At 61.5% G+C, this 16,150-nt stretch carries 16 protein-coding genes; 2 read left to right on the forward strand and 14 right to left on the reverse strand.

Going from position 1 to position 16,150, the window contains the following annotated elements; genetic code table 11:
* Positions 1-34 precede the first annotated feature (34 nt).
* The 11 genes from HH303_RS04460 to HH303_RS04510 all read right to left on the reverse strand — a co-directional run bounded on the left by HH303_RS04460 (position 35) and on the right by HH303_RS04510 (position 10,828).
* The gene (locus tag HH303_RS04460; RefSeq protein WP_169623975.1) at positions 35-877 is read right to left on the reverse strand and encodes a mechanosensitive ion channel family protein; all 843 of its coding nucleotides are present in this window, start codon (positions 875-877) and stop codon (positions 35-37) included.
* 1 nt (position 878) lies between these two features.
* Complete coding sequence (locus HH303_RS04465) at positions 879-2,366, reverse strand: carboxypeptidase M32 (RefSeq protein ID WP_169623976.1); 1,488 nt, start codon at positions 2,364-2,366, stop codon at positions 879-881.
* Between the two features lie 3 nt (positions 2,367-2,369).
* Entirely contained in the window at positions 2,370-3,101 is a 732-nt protein-coding gene (locus HH303_RS04470; protein ID WP_169623977.1) for an SURF1 family protein, read from the reverse strand.
* A 24-nt stretch (positions 3,102-3,125) separates the two neighbouring features.
* Complete coding sequence (locus HH303_RS04475) at positions 3,126-3,494, reverse strand: DUF983 domain-containing protein (protein WP_169623978.1); 369 nt, start codon at positions 3,492-3,494, stop codon at positions 3,126-3,128.
* Between the two features lie 134 nt (positions 3,495-3,628).
* Positions 3,629-4,468 carry a cytochrome c oxidase subunit 3 gene (locus HH303_RS04480; RefSeq protein ID WP_169623979.1) on the reverse strand — a complete coding sequence of 280 codons (840 nt, stop codon included), beginning with the start codon at positions 4,466-4,468 and terminating at the stop codon, positions 3,629-3,631.
* Between the two features lie 99 nt (positions 4,469-4,567).
* Complete coding sequence (locus HH303_RS04485; RefSeq protein ID WP_169623980.1) at positions 4,568-5,188, reverse strand: cytochrome c oxidase assembly protein; 621 nt, start codon at positions 5,186-5,188, stop codon at positions 4,568-4,570.
* 8 nt (positions 5,189-5,196) lie between these two features.
* Positions 5,197-5,367: a hypothetical protein gene (locus tag HH303_RS04490; RefSeq protein WP_169623163.1), complete on the reverse strand. Its 171-nt coding sequence runs from the start codon at positions 5,365-5,367 to the stop codon at positions 5,197-5,199.
* A gap of 35 nt (positions 5,368-5,402) precedes the next feature.
* A complete protein-coding gene (gene cyoE, locus HH303_RS04495; protein ID WP_227421582.1) occupies positions 5,403-6,281 on the reverse strand; it encodes a heme o synthase in 879 nt (292 codons plus the stop codon).
* Between the two features lie 164 nt (positions 6,282-6,445).
* Positions 6,446-8,062 carry a cytochrome c oxidase subunit I gene (gene ctaD, locus HH303_RS04500; protein ID WP_169623981.1) on the reverse strand — a complete coding sequence of 539 codons (1,617 nt, stop codon included), beginning with the start codon at positions 8,060-8,062 and terminating at the stop codon, positions 6,446-6,448.
* 64 nt (positions 8,063-8,126) lie between these two features.
* Complete coding sequence (gene coxB / locus HH303_RS04505; protein WP_319637310.1) at positions 8,127-8,999, reverse strand: cytochrome c oxidase subunit II; 873 nt, start codon at positions 8,997-8,999, stop codon at positions 8,127-8,129.
* A gap of 437 nt (positions 9,000-9,436) precedes the next feature.
* Positions 9,437-10,828, reverse strand: coding sequence for a DUF3422 family protein (locus tag HH303_RS04510; RefSeq protein WP_227421510.1), 1,392 nt, complete (start codon positions 10,826-10,828; stop codon positions 9,437-9,439).
* A 169-nt stretch (positions 10,829-10,997) separates the two neighbouring features.
* Between HH303_RS04510 and tldD the strand changes: the two genes are divergently transcribed.
* Positions 10,998-12,431, forward strand: coding sequence for a metalloprotease TldD (gene tldD / locus HH303_RS04515; protein ID WP_169623982.1), 1,434 nt, complete (start codon positions 10,998-11,000; stop codon positions 12,429-12,431).
* Between the two features lie 38 nt (positions 12,432-12,469).
* Positions 12,470-12,970 carry a hypothetical protein gene (locus tag HH303_RS04520; RefSeq protein WP_169623983.1) on the forward strand — a complete coding sequence of 167 codons (501 nt, stop codon included), beginning with the start codon at positions 12,470-12,472 and terminating at the stop codon, positions 12,968-12,970.
* Between the two features lie 28 nt (positions 12,971-12,998).
* Here HH303_RS04520 and HH303_RS04525 read toward each other — a convergent pair whose 3' ends face one another.
* From HH303_RS04525 to HH303_RS04535, 3 genes are all read right to left on the reverse strand, one after another.
* The gene (locus HH303_RS04525; RefSeq protein WP_227421511.1) at positions 12,999-13,676 is read right to left on the reverse strand and encodes a TVP38/TMEM64 family protein; all 678 of its coding nucleotides are present in this window, start codon (positions 13,674-13,676) and stop codon (positions 12,999-13,001) included.
* Between the two features lie 282 nt (positions 13,677-13,958).
* Complete coding sequence (locus tag HH303_RS04530) at positions 13,959-15,329, reverse strand: glutamate--cysteine ligase (RefSeq protein WP_169623985.1); 1,371 nt, start codon at positions 15,327-15,329, stop codon at positions 13,959-13,961.
* Positions 15,330-15,404: 75 nt separating this feature from the next.
* Positions 15,405-16,145 (reverse strand): 16S rRNA (uracil(1498)-N(3))-methyltransferase, encoded by a 741-nt coding sequence (locus HH303_RS04535; protein ID WP_169623986.1) that lies wholly within the window; start codon positions 16,143-16,145, stop codon positions 15,405-15,407.
* Between the last annotated feature and the right edge of the window lie 5 nt (positions 16,146-16,150).

Below are 16,150 nucleotides of genomic sequence, written 5' to 3' on the forward strand. Positions count from 1 at the left end.
GCGCCCAATAGGACGCTTAATCTAAATTGGGCGCTTAGGCGTCCGCCTTCGCCGCGATCATGTGCACGTCGCGTTGCGGGAACGGAATGCTGAGTCCGCCCTCTTCGATCTTTTCCTTCGACCAGCGGGTCATGTCCCATTTCAGCGCCCAGAAATCGGCGCTCTTCGCCCAGAACCGCATGGTGATGTTGACGGAACTGTCGCCCAGGGTCGTCACCATTGTCTGCGGCGCCGGGTCCTTGAGCACCCGGTCGTCCTTTTCCATCAATCCGTTCAGGATTTCCAGAGCCTTGCCGATATCGTCCTCGTAGGAAATGCCGACAACCAGATCCATGCGACGCTGACCGTTGCGCGAATAGTTGGTGATCTTGGAATTCCACAGATTGCTGTTCGGGCAGGAAACGTAGATGCCGTCCACGGTGGTGAATTGCGTCGTGAACAGACCGATTTCATCGACCGTCGCGGAAACCGGGCCCGCATCGACGAAATCGCCGACCTTGAAGGGACGCAGGATCAACAACATGATCCCGGCGGCGATGTTCTGCAGCGTGCCTTGCAGCGAAAGGCCGATGGCCAAACCGGCGGCACCCAGAACGGCGATGATGCTGGCCGTCTGGACCCCGAACTGATTCAGGATCGCAATGACGGTGATGATCACCACAAGATAACGCACCATGCTGGCGAACAGAGGCTTCAGCGTGCTGTCGATGCGTTCGAAACGGCTGAGCGACGATCGGACCCAGTTCGACAGACGGCCCGCGATCCAAAGACCGATGAGCAGAATCACCAGGGCACCGACAATGTTCGTGCCGTATTCGAGCGCCTGGGGAACCATCCATTCCCAGGCTTCCTGGGCCAGTTTCGTCGTCTCTTCCATCCTAGTTTTCCTTCAGATAGCGTGTCGTCAGATGCCGTTTGAACGCCGACGCGTCGAGCGGTCGCCCGGTTGCGCCCTCTATCAAGGCATCGGCGGACAGGTAACTGCCTTTTGAATGAATGGCACCACCCAGCCAGCGCATCAAGGGTGAAAACTCGCCACGCCCCAGGAATTCGGGGATTTCCGGCAGATCGGCATGGGCCGCTTCGGCCAATTGCGCCGCCAGCATGGCCCCCAGACTATAGGTCGGGAAATACCCGATCGCGCCGTCATACCAATGGATATCCTGCAGGCATCCGCGCCGGTCGTCCGGCACATCGATACCCAGCAAGGTTTTCATTCCCTCGTTCCAGGCACCGGGCAGGTCCGCGACGACAAGGTCCCCGGACAGCAAGGCGCGTTCCAGCCGTGTGCGCAGGATGACATGCGCCGGATAGGTCACCTCATCCGCCGTTACCCGGATAAATCCCGGTTCGACCCATTGCTGATACCGTTTGAAATTCTCGACGTCGAAGGCGGGGTCGTCGCCCAGAACCTCCCGCGCCTGACCCGCGAGCCATGTCAGAAACGCGTCGGAACGGCTGGCCTGCATCTCGATGCTGAGCGACTGGCTTTCATGCACGACCATCCCCAGCGACGCGCCGACGGGCTGACGCGCCCATTCCTTCGGCAGGCCCGCCTCATAGGCGGCATGACCGCATTCATGCAGCACCGCCATGACCGCGTTCGTCGGATCGGCCGGGTCAAATGTGACGGTGATCCGTTGATCGCCGGGATAGCCCGTCGAGAACGGATGAGCGCTGACATCGATCCGGCCTCCCTTCTCATTGAAACCAACCGCGACCGCAAGACGGTCGATCAGGGCTTTCTGATGCACGGGGTCGGCAGCCCGAGGCGCGATCGGCTTTCCGCCTTCCGCTTCCTGACGTGTCAGGACCTTTTCCAGGAAACCCGGCAGAAACGCGGCGTAATCGTCGAAAATCGGATCGATGCGGGCCGCACGCATACCGGGGGCGTAAGCCTCCAGCAGGGCGTCATAAGGGGCCAGATCGAACGCCGCGGCATAAGCGGCGGCACTTTCGCGTGTCAGATCCAGAACATCGTCCAACAGCGGTGCGACAGATTTGAAATCGCTGCCGGCGCGCGCGCCTCGCCAGGCATGTTCACAGGCGCTACAAGCCTTCGACAGGTCTTCGACCAGCCGATCGTCCAAGGCGGTTTCAAAGCGATATTCGCGGCGCATCTGACGCAGGTTTGCGGCCTGCCAATCGGTCAGGTTCTCCGCTTCCGCATCGTCCAGCAGCCGCCCGATATCCGGGTCGCTCAACAGCCGGTGGCGCAGCAGTTTCAATTCTGCCAATTGATCGCCGCGCGGACCCGCCGCCGTTTCGGGCATCATGGTCGACGCGTCCCAATGCAGGACCGTCTGGACCTCCCCGAAGATCGCGATGCGACGGAACCGCGATTCCAGCTCCGAATAGCCCCCCACGGATTACGCCTCGTCGGTACCGTCGTCGCGACGGCGTTGCGATATGACGTAAATTACGAGCAGACCGACCGCCAAGGCGAACCAGGTCAGCGCGTATTGCAGATGATCGTTTCGGATATTCAGCGTCCACTGATGCCCGACCGGATAGCCGCCCGGCACGGCGTCGTTGCCGTCCACGACATAGAAATTCGCGAAGGGTTCTCCCCGCACCGCTTCCATTTCCGGGACATTGACGGAATACCACATGTTCCGGGCCGGTTCGTTTTCAGGCAGGAAGACGCGTTGCAGCCCGGTGATCGGACGTTGGAACCGCACGATGCCTTCCACGGTCACCTCGCCGGTGATCAGGCCTTCCTTGCGCGTCATCGGGTCCTTCGCATCGAACGGCACCCAGCCGCGATCGACCAAGACCAACGGTGCGTCGGGTACATCCGTGCGGCGGAAGGGCGTAATAATATGCAGACCGGGATTGCCGTTCAGCGACCGATTCAGCAGATGCATTTCCTGATCGTGCAGAAACTGACCGACCAGGGTAACGCGCCGGAATTCCCATTCTTCGATATCCAGGTCGCCGGGCGGCAGGCTTTCCGCGCGCATCTCCGCGCGCGACTGCAATCGGTCGATCAGCGTTTCCTTCCAGGTCAGACGTTGCAATTGCCAGACGCCCAGCCCGATCAAAACGATCAGGGCGGCAAGGCTGAAAAGGGTCGGTACCAGTTTCGGTCGGAACGCCATTCGTTTCATCAATCCTAAAAGTCGTTACTCGTCGATCGCATCGGTGCCCGTATCGCCCGCCGCATTCACATATTGCAGGGCGATCAACAGACCCTTCGCCTTGGGCAACAGGAAAAGCGTCAACAGAATGACCACCGGCACGGTTACCAAGATGGGTGCCAGAACGCCGGTGTCAAAGGCCAGCAGAACCCAGGCGCCCAAACCAACACCGATCCCGCCGATGATCAGGATCAGGAAGGGTACCGCCCCGTCGCCCGCATTTTCGAAATCGTATTTCAGACCGCAATAGGTGCAGCCGTCCGCAACCTTCAGGAAACTGGAATACAGCTTACCCTCACCGCAGCGCGGGCAGCGGCCGCGATATCCGGTTTTCCAGGGAGACGGGGGCAGCATGGATCGGTCCTTTCGGTACGGGGTGCGATATCGGTCATGTCTTCAATGCGGAGGGGGCCCGCAGGACGACAGGAACCCTAAAACGAAACGGGCCGCCCGTGTTCCGGGCGGCCCGCCTTTAATCGGCTAGGCTATCAACCGCCCCACCAGTAGACGCAGACGAAGAGGAACAGCCACACGACATCGACGAAGTGCCAATACCAAGCCGCAGCCTCGAAGCCGAAATGCTGGGTCGGCGTGAAATCGCCGCGATAGACACGGGCAAGGCAAACAGCCAGGAAGATCGTGCCGACAATAACATGGAAACCGTGAAAACCGGTCGCCATGAAGAAGGTCGAGGAGTAAATCCCGTCCGCGAAGCCGAAGGCCGCGTGCGAATATTCGTAAGCCTGAAGCAGGCTGAACGACACACCCAGCAGAACCGTCAGCCACAGCCCCTGGATCACCTGCTTGCGCTTGCCTTCACGCAGGGCATGGTGCGCCCAGGTCACCGTGCAGCCGGACAGCAACAGGATCATCGTGTTCATCAACGGCAGGTGGAACGGGTCGAAGGTTTCGACGCCGACCGGCGGCCATTGACCGCCCAGCACGTTGAAGCGCTGGAACTGAATGTCCTCAACACCGAACAGGCTGGCGTCGAAGAACGCCCAGAAGAAGGCGGCGAAGAACATCACCTCGGACGCGATGAACAGCGACATGCCGTAGCGCAGGCCGAGCTGTACGATCGGCTTGTGATCGCCGGAATTCGCCTCGCGAACGACGTCGCGCCACCAGAAGAACATGGTGCAGAGAACCATGATCAGGCCAAGCGCCGTACCGGCCAGACCGATCGAGAACCCGCCGAACATATCCGGATGCAGGTACCAAACCGTCCCGAACGCGAGCACAAAGCCGCTGAGCGCACCGAACGCCGGCCACGGGCTCGGATTTACCAGGTGATAGTCGTGCTCGACCGCGTGATGATCACCAGCCATTTCAACCCCCTTCTTGTCGACGCGGCACCCCGCCGGTCGCGCTGAAAGCCACATTCATGCCGCCGGACGATACCGACGGCAAGTCCCTTGGCGCCGGTGTCAGTTCACCGTCGTCGCCTGATCCAATGCCGCCGTTTGGTCGGCATCGCCCTCTACACCCGTCAACTCTTCGGCATCCGCATCGTCTTCGGCGCGGAAGAAAGTATATGACAGGGTAATCGTATTCGTATCGTCCAGATTGCGATCGTCCATAATCGCCGGATCGACATAAAAGCTGACCGGCATTTCCGCAGTCTGTTCAGGATTCAACGTTTGCTCGTCGAAGCAGAAGCACTGAGTCTTTACAAAATATTGTCCGGCCTTCAGCGGCGTTACGTTGAACGTCGCCGCCCCGGTGGTCCGCTGGCCGGACAGCGACTGCGCGCGATAGAAGGCCATGCCGACTTCACCGACCTTCAGCGTCACCGACTTCTGTTCCGGATGGAAGCGCCAGGGCAGTGCCGGATTGACGGTGGAATCGAACCGGATGGTGATTTCGCGGCTGCCGATCACGGGGGCCGGTCCGGCTTCGGCGACCTGCGTCGTGCCGCCATAGCCGGTGACGCGGCAAAACAGATTGTAGAGCGGAACCGCCGCAAAGCTAAGACCGACCATGCCCGCCACCGTGAAGACACAGGCGGCGAGAATACGGCGGTTCTTGCGGGCGAGGTTCTGGTCCATTGCTGTCCTCAACTTCCCATCGAAGCCTGGATACCGGCCTGAATGCGCACGATCGTCACGGCGAACACAATGCCGATGAAGGCGACGACGGCCAGCGCCACGGCCACGTTGCGGCTGCGCTGGCGGCGACGGATTTCGTCATCCGTCATATCCAGATCGGAACGTTTCTGCGCGGTCATAACATTTCCTTTCACGGGCCGATCTCCTTGAAGGATCAAAGAGCGCCCGGCGCCCGGTCGAGGATCATCGCCCCGAACAGCGCGAACAGGTAAAAGATCGAGAAAGCGAACATCCGCTTCGCCGACTTGTCGGTTTCATCGAACCAGACGGCAATCGCGGACATCAGGAACAAGCCCCCCAGAACCGCCGCCGCCATCAGATAGAGCTGTCCGGTCATGCCCAGGAAATAGGGCGCAACGGCCAGCGGCAGCAGCAGCACGGTGTAGATCAGCATTTGCAGTTTCGTCGCGCGCGCGCCGGCCACGACAGGCAGCATCGGCACCCCGGCCTTTTCGTAGTCGCCGCGCCGATACAGCGCCAGCGCCCAGAAATGCGGCGGTGTCCAGAAAAAGATCAGGGCGAACAGCAGCAGGGATTCGACGGACACACCGCCGGTCACCGCGGCCCAGCCGATCATCGGCGGGAAGGCGCCCGCCGCGCCACCGATCACGATGTTCTGCGGCGTCGACCGCTTCAGCCACATCGTATAGACGAAGACGTAGAATAGGATGGTGATGGCCAGAATCGCGGCAGCGACATAGTTCACGGCCAGCACCATCAGGAAGACGGACCCCGACGCCAGAATAGAGCCGAACGCCAGAGCATCGTCCGGCGCCACACGGCCGCGCGGAATCGGTCGGCCGCGCGTGCGGCTCATCACCGCGTCGATATCGCGGTCGTACCACATGTTGATCGCCCCGGAGGCACCGGCGCCGACGGCGATACAGAGGACCGCAACCGCGGCCAGGACGGGATGGATGCTGCCCGGCGCCATGATCATGCCGGCAAACCCGGAAAACACGACGAGGGACATAACACGCGGCTTCAGCAGGCTGATGAAATCACGGACCTCCGCGCCTTTCGAACCGGCCATGCCGGACGTCCGGACGAAACCGCCGCTTTCCATGCGTTCCTGGAGTGCCGTATCGCTCACGTATCCAATCCCTAACTGTACTCTATACTTTGTTATTTCAACGCTTCATCCGATCCGGTCCGCCGCCGTCCCCGCATATCCGGGGACGGCGGACGGAAATCGGATCAGTGACCGCCGCCGCCGGTGATGCGCGGCAGGGTGCTGAAAGTATGGAACGGGGGCGGAGAGCTCACCGTCCATTCCAGCGTCGTGGCGCCTTCACCCCACGGATTGGCGGCGGCTTTCTTACCGGCGGCCAGCGTGTAGATCAGCATCACGATGAAGAACAACGTCGACCCGAAGGCGATATAGGCCCCGATCGAGGAGATGTTGTTCCACTGGGCGAAACCGTCGGCATAGTCGATGTAACGACGCGGCATGCCGGCGAGGCCCAGGAAATGCTGCGGGAAGAAGGTCAGGTTGACCCCGATGAAGGTGGTCCAGAAGTGCAGGTGACCGGCCCAGCTCGGGATTTCGCGGCCCGACATCTTGCCCATCCAGTAGTAGATGCCCATGAACAGCGCAAAGACCGCACCGAGCGACAGCACGTAGTGGAAGTGAGCGACGACGTAGTAGGTGTCGTGCAGCTGCAAATCCATGCCCGCATTCGCCAGCACGACGCCGGTAACGCCGCCGACCGTGAACAGGAAGATGAAGCCGACCGCCCAGACCATCGGCACGGTAAAGCGGATCGACCCGCCCCACATAGTCGCGATCCAGGAGAAGATCTTAATTCCCGTCGGCACGGCGATGACCATCGTGGCGGCCGTGAAATAGGCGCGCGTATCGACGTCCAGGCCGACCGTGTACATGTGGTGCGCCCATACGACGAAGCCGACGAAGCCGATCGCCACCATGGCGTAGGCCATGCCCAGATAACCGAAGATCGGCTTCTTGGAGAAGGTCGAGACGACGTGACTGAGGATGCCGAAGGCCGGCAGGATCATGATGTACACTTCCGGGTGGCCGAAGAACCAGAACAGGTGCTGGAACAGGATCGGGTCCCCGCCGCCTTCCGGCTTGAAGAAGGCCGTGCCGAAGTTGCGGTCGGTCAGCAGCATGGTGATCGCGCCGCCCAGAACCGGCAGCGACAGGACCAGCAGGAAGGCCGTAACCAGCATCGACCAGGCAAACAGCGGCATCTTGTGCAGCGTCATGCCCGGGGCGCGCATGTTGAAGATCGTGGTGATGAAGTTGATGGCGCCGAGGATCGAACTGGCCCCCGCGAGGTGCAGCGCGAAGATCGCCATGTCGACAGCAGCCCCCTCATGCCCGGTGAACGGGCCATTGGCACTGGATAGCGGCGGATAGATCGTCCAGCCGGTACCCGCACCGCCGCCGATCAGCGCCGACAGCAGCAGCAGGGCGAAGGCCGGGATCAGCAGCCAGAAGGAGATGTTGTTCATGCGCGGGAAGGCCATGTCCGGCGCGCCGATCATCAGCGGCACGAACCAGTTCCCGAAACCGCCGATCAGGCCCGGCATAACCACGAAAAACACCATGATCAGGCCGTGGGCGGTGACCACCATGTTCCATTCATGACCGTCGGCCATGTACTGAACGCCGGGCTGCTGAAGCTCCATGCGCATATAGATGGACGCGGCACCCCCGATCAACCCGGCGATCACCGAGAAGATGAGGTACATCGTGCCGATGTCCTTGTGGTTGGTCGAATAAAGCCACCGCGCGATCCCCTTGGGGGTGCCGTGGTCGTCGTGATGGGCAGCAGCAGCGTTAGCCATCGAACTTCTCCGTCTTCCCTAAACAATCCGCCTCCCGGACGGATTTCGTTACGACCCCGCGTTCTTACTGAACGGCAGGGGTCGACGAAACAGCCAGCGCCTCGGAAACCGGCAGGGCCGCTTCCTCGACGGGGTCGTATTCTTCCTTGGCCTGCGCAGCCCAGGCTTCGAACTCTTCCTTCGGCACGACCGTGATTTCGATCGGCATGAAGGCATGGTCGATGCCGCACAGTTCAGAGCAGAAACCGTAATAGGTCCCCGGCTTCTCGATCAGCGTCCAGGCTTCGTTCAGGCGCCCCGGAACCGTGTCGAGACGCACGCCGAAATCGCTGAGCGACCAGTTGTGCAGCACGTCGGCCGAGGTGAACTGCAGGCGGATTTTCGTATCCGCCGGGAACACGATTTTCTCATCTGTCGACATCAGGCGCTTCACGCCCTGTTCCTGGGCTTCTTCCGTGGTGCGGGCGGCGACGCGGGCGTCTATGTAGAAATTGCCGTGATCGGGGTACTGGTATTCCCAATACCACTGATGTCCGACGATCTTGATCGTCATGTCGGAGTCTTCCACCGCGTCCGTGGCGTAGAGCAGCTTGAGCGACGGGAAGGCCAGGACCACCAGGATCAGCACCGGAACACCGGTCCACAGGACCTCCAGTACCGCATTATGCGTGGTTCTCGAAGGCACCGGGTTCGCGCTTTCGCGGAAGCGGAAACAGACGTAGAGCAGCAGCAGCAGCACGAAGACCGTGATGATGGTGATGACCGGCATCAGCCAGAGATCGTGGAATTCGATCATCTGACGCGCCAGCGGCGAAACCGGCTCCGGCAGGTGATAATGCCACGGCTGCGGATCCGCGGCCATGGCTTGCCCGGCGCCGGCGAGAGCCATGCTGCCCAGGGCACACAACCCGGAAACTTTAGTGAAGAGCTTGCGCACCTTTAAGATCTCCCATCATTACCCCGCAAGCGCGGCATCGGGCGCGTCCCCGGTACCGCGTGCAACCTTTTGAACCGTCGGCATCGGGACTGCGTATCGTCACGCGCCCCGTGCCCATCCGACCGAAAGCCGGGTCCAATACCAAATGCCCGAACGCTGGACAGACTCTTCCGGGCAAGCCGCATACTAGCCGCGCCCGTCCCTGGCGCAAGTCACCTTGCGGTCGGTAAGCTCGACCGGGGCGTCCATTACCCCTTTTGCAGCCGGTTTGCCAATAGCACGAACAGCGCCGATTCATCAACGAATATCAGGGAATTGGCCGATTTCATACCGACGCACCGCGCAACCACGTCAGCAAAAGCTCCGGCGGGGGTCGCGACAGAATGTAGCACCCCCTGGCATGGTCTTTCGGGCACCCCACGGATGGCCGTACCGGGTCAGTCTTCATGCCCGATATGCCGCCGAACCCGTCGCAAACCGAGCCAGACCGCGATCGCGACCAACGGCACCGCAGCCCCTTGGATATAGGCGGGCGGGATCGGCAGGCCCAAACCGAACAGTCCCTTCGCCGCATAACCGACCAGCCCGACCGAATAATAGGTGATCGCCGCGACGGACAGGCCCTCGACCGTTTGCTGCAGGCGAAGCTGCAGTTTCGCCCGCCGGTCCATGGAGGTCAGGAGCCCTTGATTCTGCTGTTCGAGAATGTAGTCGACTCGCGTGCGCAGCAGGTTCGCCGCCCGCGTGGCGCGGCGGGACAGGTTGGCCATGCGGTCTTCCACGGATTCGCAGGTGCGCATCGCGGGCCAAAGACGGCGTTCCAGAAACTCCTCGATGGTTTGATACCCCTCATGCCGTTCCTCGCGCAATTCCGACAGGCGGGACCGGACCAGGGCGAAATAGGCCCGTGCGGCGGAAAACCGGTAACTGTGCCGCGCATTGAGCTGTTCGATTTCCGCCGACAGTCGCATCAACTCGCTCAACAGAATCGATTCGCGTTTCGCCAGCGTATCGGCGCCATCGGATTCCATCCCGGATTCCACCCCGGATTCCACCAAAGACGACATTTCCGCCGTCAGGGCGGCCAGCCCCGCATCGATGCGCGTCAGTTCGGGCCCGACCTCCCGCGCCGCCGGCAGGGCAAGCAGCGCGAAGTTCCGATAGGCCGCGATTTCCAGCAACCGCTGCACCACCCGCCCCGCCTTCGCGGGCGGCAGGTCGCGGGGTTTCAGCAGGATGCGGTTATGCTTGTCGCCATGGATGCGAAGGTCGGTCCATACTTGAGCGGACCCGCCGGACAGGGTGCTGGTCACCAAGCTTTCCGGGACGAAATAGTCTTCCAGGACCTCCGCCGACGGATCCGGCCCGTCGACCGGCAGGACCGCCAGATGGGTCGCAACCAGCATTTCGCCCGGCAAGCCTTCCAACCAATCGGCGGGAAGCTGATCCGCCGCCGATTTGTCGAAGGGATGATCGAACTTTCCCGCCCGGATGACGGTGAAGGAATCGAATTCCGTATGCCGCTCATACCGAAGCCGAAAGGCGCCGAAATCCGCCGTGAAGTGATTCATCCCCGGCTGCGGCGGGTTGACGCCGAAACGCGCGCACAGTTTCGACAGGTGCCGATGCGTCGCCGACGCGGCGGTTTCGGCGGACACGACACAGGCATACATCGACGCCTGCACCGGCGGCGTCAGCATTTCGAACGGGCGGGCATGCAACTCGTTCGTCAGGCTGTATCGCAGCGCGTGTTCCTTGGGCAATGCCAGCCGACCCGCCGACGCACCGTCCGGTCTTTTCATTTCCGCGTTCACCAGGGTCTTGCCCATGTCGTTTTCAATCCCACCTGTTTCATTATGTATGCGGCCCCCTCCTTGCATGGGGGGCGTCTGCCGGTATGGTAACGGTCCGGATCGCAGTTTGTCCTGCGGCATTCCGCGCATCCGCGTCCCATCATGACAGGCCGTCCGAAAGTCTCTGGCCGAAAGGAACCGTAAAATGAGCGATATCGCGACCACCGACGCGCTTTTCTTCGACAATACCGGACTGGACCGGTCCCGCGTCGAATCCCTGGTCGCCGACAGCCTGCACGGCGCGGAAGACGGCGAAATCTATATGGAATACGTTCAAAGCGAGAACCTGTTCCTGGAAGACGGCAAGATCAAAAGCGCCAGTTTCGACACGTCGCAGGGTTTCGGCTTGCGGTCCGTGATCGGCGAGGTTTCCGGCTATGCCCATTCAGGCGAATTGAGCGAGGAAGCGATCAAACGCGCCGGCGAGGCCGTCCGTGCCGTGCATTCCGGTCATTCGGGCACCTTGGCAGGGCCGCCGCCGCGCACGAACATGGCGCTGTATTCCGACGTGAACCCGCTGGAAACGCTGGGCTTTGACGCGAAAGTCGGCATCCTGTCCGAAATCGACGCCTATGCCCGGGCGAAAGACCCGCGCGTGAAGCAGGTTTTCGCGTCGCTGGCGGCGGAGTGGTCCGCGATCCAGATCATCCGCCCGGACGGCGAGCGCGCGGCGGATATCCGCCCCCTTGTCCGCGTCAATATCAGCGTCGCGGTGGAAGAAAACGGCCGCATGGAAACCGGTAGCCAGGGATGCGGCGGGCGCCTGGATTTCGCGGGTTTCGTCACGCCGGACCAGTGGAAAGCCCAAGTCGACGAAGCCCTGCGGCAAGCCTTGGTCAATCTGGCGGCGGAACCCGCCCCCGCCGGAGAGATGACCGTCGTCCTGGGTCCGGGCTGGCCCGGCGTTCTGCTGCATGAAGCGGTCGGTCACGGTCTGGAAGGCGACTTCAACCGCAAGGGCACGTCCGCCTTCGCCGGTCTGATCGGCGAGCGGGTCGCCGCGCCGGGCGTCACCGTCGTCGACAATGGCACCTTGAAAGATCGCCGCGGGTCGCTGACCGTCGATGACGAAGGCACCCCGACCAGCGAAACCATGCTGATCGAGGACGGTATCCTGAAAGGCTATATGCAGGATCGCATGAATGCCCGCCTGATGGGCGTTCAGTCGACCGGCAACGGCCGCCGCCAATCCTATGCCCACTGCCCGATGGTGCGCATGACCAACACCTATATGCTGGCTGGCGACCGCGATCCGGGCGAAATCCTGGCGTCGGTCGATAAGGGCGTTTACGCCGTCAATTTCGGCGGCGGCCAGGTCGACATCACCAACGGCAAATTCGTGTTTTCTTGCACGGAGGCCTACCGTATCGAGAATGGCAAGCTGGGCGCACCACTGAAAGGCGCAACGCTGATCGGAAACGGCGCCGATGCATTGACTAAAGTGTCCATGATCGGCAACGATCTGAAATTGGATGACGGTATCGGGACCTGCGGCAAGGAAGGCCAAGGGGTTCCGGTCGGCGTCGGCCAGCCGACATTGCGGCTGGATGGCCTGACCGTCGGAGGGACGGCCGCCTGATTTTTTGATTAAATTATTGAGAGGTCCGGGAAGATATCATGAAAACACGATTGCTACCGGTCCTCCTCTCAATGGCGGTTCTTGTGGGCTGTGACGACGACGCGCAGAACAAGGACACGACCGTCGACGTTCAGGCGGGCGGCATTTCCACGGCTTGCCTGATCGATCTGCCGGAACCGTCTGCAAAGACTGGGTCCGCGATTCCGTCGCTGACGGTCAGCAATTTCACCTATTCCTTCGAGGAAGACCGGCACCGCTACAGCCATGACCGGCGCTTCAAGGATTCCGGTGGGGTCGGCTTTTACATCTATCGCGGCAAGGTCTGCGTGGAGGATGCGGAAGTCTGCGCCGACGCCTGTGTCCGATATCGGGTGGATGCGGGCGGCAGTTTGACGCAGCACGGCCACCATGTCGCAACGCCGCTCAGCCAGGACCGGATCACGCTGCAATACTGGCTGCGGGACGATGCCGGGAATCTGTTCACCCTGGAACAGGAAATCCAGACGGACGGCACGACGGCGACCGCCGTAGCTGAATAACCGACAGCGGACTATCGATCAAAATCTGTTACCGGGCGTCACCCGCGGGCGGTCGCCGCCGTCGAATATGCTTCACAGCCACAGGGATCATGGACAAGATCCCCAGGCCGACAAGGGCGATCAGGATTTCCGGCGTCAACACGTCGCCCAGGTCGAAATCGCCGCAATCCCCGAACACGCTGCCCAGCCCGGTGCCGACCTGCGCATAGACAAACGTCCCCGGTAATATGCCCAACAGCGTCGTCACCACATAAACCCGAAGCGGGACGCCCGCAAAGGCTGGGGCGATATTGACCACGAAGAACGGGAACAGCGGTACCAGCCGCAGGAACAGAAGGTAGCTAAACGCGTTTTCGCGAAATCCGGATAGCAGGGCATCGACCCGTCCGCCGCCGCGCCGCCGCAGGATATCGCCGAGCGCGGTGCGCGCGATCAGGAAGATCAGCGTCGCCCCGATCGTCGCCCCGATCAATGTCAGCCCGGTTGCGACGAGGCTGCCGAACAGGAACCCGGCCCCGACGGTCAATACCGTCGCACCGGGAACGGACGCCGCAACGACCGCGATATAGATCAGAATATAAATCGCTGCGGCCTGGATGAAATTCTGCCGAGTGAAAGACTCCAACGCCTCGTGATTCCGACAAAGCGCCTCGTAACTCAAAAAACGACCCGCGTCGAAAATGAAGAAGGCCGCGATCAAGATCATCACCAACCCGACCGGAATCAGCCGTCCCCGCCACCGTGTCGGGGTTGCTCCTACATTCTTGCTGCGGCCCATGGTGTTGTTCGCACGGTAATGATTTTGACGAGACGAACATTATCCCGCGCAGCCCGAAAGACCACCGGTCTTGCATGACAAATGCGTGAGCGCCGGAACGCAAGCATCAGACCGACGCATGGACACGACCGTCAAGCGTTCACACGTCCGAACCGACCCTGACACCCATTCGAGTCGCCGAAACCGATCCCTGCACCGCTTCGGCATGGGTCAGTAACGGCACTCCGCATAGACCGGGTCGATTTCGCCGTTCCATCGGGTTTCATAGGCTTCCAGCAGGTTTTCCGCGATCGTCCGGCCCGTGGATACGACCTCGTCCAGTGGCTTCAGATACATGGTTTCGTCCAGGCCCGACGTCGGGTTCAGGCGCGCCCGGCGTTTCATGCCGCCGTGGCAGATTTCCATAACCTTCCGGGCGATATCCAAAACGGTCCCATCACGGAACGGCGCCTTGAGAGCCAGCGTCGGCACGGCATCCCGCATGGCTGAAATTTCTTCGACGCTCCAATCCGCGATCAGGTCGGCGGCTTCGGCGCGGGCCTGATCGTCGTACAGCAGACCGACCCACAGCGCGGGCAAGGCGCACAGGTTGCCCCACGGTCCACCGTCCGCACCGCGCATTTCGATGAACTTCTTAAGGCGTACCTCCGGGAAAGCCGTCGTCATATGGTCAGACCAGTCGGTCATCGTCGGCAACTGGCCTTCAAAACCTTCCAGCTTGCCGTCCATATAGTCGCGGAAGCTCTTGCCCGACACATCGTGATAAACGCCGTCGCGGTAGACGAAGTACATCGGCACATCGAGGATATAGTCGACCCAGCGCTCATACCCGAAACTATCGTCGAAGACGAAGGGCAGCATCCCGCACCGATCGGGGTCGGTGTCGGTCCAGATATGGCTGCGATAGCTCAGATACCCGTTCGGCTTGCCTTCCTTGAACGGGGAATTGGCGAACAGCGCGGTGGCAACCGGCTGCAGCGCCAAGGAGATGCGCATCTTCTGGATCATGTCGGCTTCGGACGAATAATCCAGGTTCACCTGCACCGTACAGGTACGCTTCATCATGTCGATGCCCAGATTGCCCTTTTTCGGCATGTATTCGCGCATGATCTTGTAGCGGCCCTTGGGCATCCACGGCACGTCGTCGCGTTTCCAGATCGGATTGAATCCCAGGCCGGCAGTACCGGCGCCGATCGCCTCGCACGCATCGACGACCTGACGCAGATGGCGATGCACCTCGCTACAGGTCTGATGGATGTTTTCGAGGGGCGCGCCGGACAATTCCAATTGTCCGCCCGGTTCCAGCGTGACCGACCCGCCGTCGCTGCCTTTCAGCGCGATGATATTGCCGGACTCGTAAACCGGTTGCCATTCCGGACCGGCCAGCCGTTCCAGCAACGCCTTGACGCCCGGCACCCCGTCATAGGGCAATGGGCGCAGGCTGCGCGCGTCGAACAGGAACTTTTCGTGTTCCGTACCGATACGCCAGTCCTTTGCGGGCTTTTCGCCCGAAGCGATGTATTCGATCAACTGGCTCTTGGAATCGACGCGGGTATCGTCCGTCGCGGCCGGTGAAGACATGTGTGGGCCTTCTTTCCTCTTCGGCCCGAGGGCCCGTTACAATCCTAAACCGGCACGCCGCCCAGAACCGCGGCGTCACCCCCGCGGTGGAGGTCGCCCCCCCCAATCACCCGACACGGCCTGCCAGACAGCCAAAGCGGCCATAGCGGCGGTTTCAGCCCGCAGGATTCGCGGACCCAAACTGATGGGCTGGACTAAGGGAGACCGCCGCATCAAGTCAAGTTCCTGTTGGGAAAAACCGCCTTCCGGTCCGGTCACAAATGCCGCTGGTCCAGGTTTTGCGGCACTTGCAAGCGGTTGGGCGTCCCCAGCTTCGGCACAGAGATAGAGCATCCGGTCCGTCGGCCAAGTGTCGATCAGACGATCCAAACGGATCGGTTCAACCACCACCGGCACATCCAGACGTTCGCACTGTTCCGCCGCCTCCACCGCCGTGGCGGTCAAGCGGTCCGTGCGGACCCGTTCCGACTGTGTACGGTCCGTCAGGATCGGGATCAGGCGCGACACCCCCAATTCCGTCGCCTTCTGAACGATGAAATCGGTCTGCGTCTTCTTCACCGGGGCAAAGGCCAGCCAGACATCCGGTGACGATACTTGTGCCCTTCGTTGGGTTTCCGGCCTCAGGGTCGCGCGGTTCTTGCCGATTTCCGTCACGACGGCATCCCATTCTCCATCCCGCCCATTGAACAGGACAAGCGGCGCGCCCGCACCCAAACGCAGGACGCGGCTCAGGTAATGTGCCTGGTCCGGATCTGCCTCGACGGGCCGTCCGGCCTGCAAATCCTGGGGAATGAAGAGACGGGTTGCGGTAGCCATGGCCG

Source organism: Pacificispira spongiicola (assembly GCF_012926505.1).
GTDB lineage: Bacteria > Pseudomonadota > Alphaproteobacteria > UBA8366 > Aestuariispiraceae > Pacificispira > Pacificispira spongiicola.